General features: G+C 46.3%; 2 protein-coding genes. Both read left to right on the forward strand.

Annotated elements, in window-relative coordinates; all coding sequences use genetic code 11:
• Positions 1-1,071 (forward strand): calcium-binding protein (locus QUB35_RS38735; RefSeq protein ID WP_333148354.1); only part of this gene is annotated, 1,071 nt, incomplete at its 5' end.
• Entirely contained in the window at positions 1,068-2,873 is a 1,806-nt protein-coding gene (locus QUB35_RS38740; protein WP_333148356.1) for a serine hydrolase, read from the forward strand. The genes QUB35_RS38735 and QUB35_RS38740, both read left to right, overlap by 4 nt.
• Positions 2,874-2,954 lie beyond the last annotated feature (81 nt).

The following is a 2,954-nucleotide window of genomic DNA, read 5'->3' on the forward strand; positions in this document are numbered from 1 at the left end:
ACACCGATTCCGACAGAAACGCCAACGCCAACTCCGACACCGATTCCGACAGAAACGCCAACGCCAACTCCGACACCGATTCCGACAGAAACGCCAACGCCAACTCCGACACCAACGCCAACTCTGACTGAAATTCCGACAGAAGATTGCCTTTGTAACTCTCTATCCCTCCCAAATCTCAACCAACCCAATCCTGTAGAAAAGGTAGTTGTGAATAGTACGATCGATCTACCCATCACAGGTACTGCTAGCAATGAGACATTCGACGGCAGCAGCAGCGAGGATTATTTCCAGGCAAAAGAAGGTAACGATAACCTGTTTGGCGGCGAAGGAAATGACTTTTTCAACGGTAACGAAGGCAACGAGTTTATCTCTGGTGCAACGGCAGATGACTTGCTTTTTGGTGGCAAGAATCAAGATATTATTCTTGGTAATGAAGGAAGAGATACATTATTGGGAAATCGAGGACAAGATTCGCTAAATGGTAGAGAAGATAGCGACTTCATTCACGGCAACGAAGACTCCGATTTCTTGGATGGGGGCAAAGGAAACGATTTCTTATTGGGAGGTAAGGATAGAGATTTAATTGTAGGCGGTGAAGAAAACGATACTCTGTTGGGAAATGTAGGTGACGATACTGCCTGTGGTGGCGGTGGCAACGATTACTTGCGGGGTGATGAAAATAACGACCTACTGGATGGCTGTGAAGGCAATGATACGATTTGGGGAGGAGAAGACAATGATACCATATTTGGGGGAGCCGGAGACGACTTTTTAAGCGGCGATTTGGGAGATGATTTTTTAATTGGAGGAAGTGGGAACGATCGTTTTCTGGTTTGGGCAGATTCAGGGATGGATATCATTCGAGATTTTGAACCCGGAAAAGATGCGATCGCCCTTACTAGAGGTTTGACTGCCTCTCAACTGTCAATTAGTCAAGCCAACAGCGATACCTTAATCCGCTTGACAGCAACAGGTAAAATTTTAGCTACTCTCAATAACGTATCTGTTACTCAAATCGATCTGACAGAATTGAACCCGCCTACATTTTTAAACCGGAGTTTTTTATGAGGAATGTTAGGGGCGATAGCCAAAGAATCAACAGACTTTTCTACACAAGTTTGACCTTAATTTCAGCTATCCTCTTAGGAGGCTTGGGAAAGCTTTCCGAGTCCAACAATAACACAGCTTTAGCGCAAGAAAACATCCCTGTTAGCGGTAGCGGTGACGCGCAACTCCAGCCGATTTTGCAATCGTTGACAGAATTCATGCGCCACCGCTGCGTCGGTGCGGCCGTACTCGGTGTTTCTGTTAAAGGTAAACCCGTTGGTGTTTGGGGTCTAGGGCGCATGAAAGGCAGACCTACTAATAACTGGAATCCGGCTTGTGGCGACGATACGCAGGCTCCTCTGGCTGCGATCGTACCCGCAGATACCCCCATGCGTATGGGCAGTATCAGCAAGCCTGTTACCTTTGCAATGGTGCGCTGGGCGCTTAAAGAGACGGCGCGCGATCGAGCCGGTTTAGAACTGACTGACGACCAAATTGAAGGGATGAAATTGTTCGACCCCCAGCATTATCCGCCGCTAATTCCGGGTTTGAACAAGCAATATCCAGTAGCGATTATCCCTGAAAACTTGCACGCCGTATTTTCGGGAAAAGTCAAATTTCCCGTTCCCGTGAAAGACAGCAAGTGTGCCAATCTCAACTCAGGATTTGCAGACAAACAGTGGCAAAACGTCACCCTCGGACATTTATTATCGCACCGATCGGGACTTCAGCGCAGCGCGCCCAGATATGCTGAAGATGTCACCGCAAATTTGCCTGTGCTTCGCAATCTAAAAACCCCAGCGAATTTTCAAGCACAAGAACAGTTACTTGTCAGCGAATGGGGCAGCAAATCTATCAGTTCAGCAAAAAATCAACTCGGCATTTCTCCTAGCGCGGGCTATTTTTTGCCAAGTCCTACTTTAGGAGAAATTATGCAGGTTTTGGCTGGCCGATGCCTTCAGTATCCTCTCGGCCAATATCACTATTCCAATACCAGTCCGGCATTTCCTACGATTATTTTGGAGCAGCTTGTGGCTTCCGGCAGATCTGCTGCTAAGATGGGTAAACCAGAAACTCATCAAGGTTCGGCTTTGGAGGTTTTCTTCAAAACAAACTTAGGAATTTATACGGCGGCTGACCGGGGAATTTTTATGACCCAAGGAGTAGCAAATATGGTCGATCGCGAACCAGAAAAACGCCATTGGAACGGGAAAAGTTATTATGGTCAAGGATGGGATGTGAAGCGTCCGCACTGCATCTGGAAGGGTAGCTTCTGCGATTTTTCTACCTGGCTAAATCCGAAGCCGGGGAGGATAAATTGGTCTTGGAATTTAGGCATGGTTCCTTTTAGCAGCAGAAACACTGATTTGAGTCCCGGTACTGGTTCGCTTGCTGCGGAAGCGGAAGTTTTTCTCAAATTCATGTCAGAATATTGGGTAGCTGGTTATGAAAATAACCCGCGCATCGGAGAAAAGCGAAATAATCTTTGGAATCGATATACTGCCCACAACGGAGCGCTTGACGGTACTCATGCTTGGGGAATCCAGTTAGGGGGCAATAATAATCCGAAAGAGTGGAAATTGCCGCCGGTGGATGATAACGGTCGCATCCTTGATGATTTTGCTAATTTAAAGATGTATGCGGGCGTGTTGCCGGATGGAGTTGATATTTTTGTGGCTGTGAATCAAAGGGCGGATAAGAAATGTGTTAATGCTAAAGGTTACAATTGTGGGGATGCTTACGGACTTTTGGATAATTTTATTTTGTACGGTGTTTCTCAGGTGAATTGGAATCTGCTTGCACCTCGTGCAGTTGACAAATAAAAGTTACAGCAAATTCCATGTAAATGTGGTACACTACATTCAGTACATCAGCAGAAAAAATGAAAGCTTATTCGCTCGAGT

The sequence above is a fragment of the Microcoleus sp. B13-B6 genome, assembly GCF_036705405.1.
Lineage (GTDB): Bacteria > Cyanobacteriota > Cyanobacteriia > Cyanobacteriales > Microcoleaceae > Microcoleus.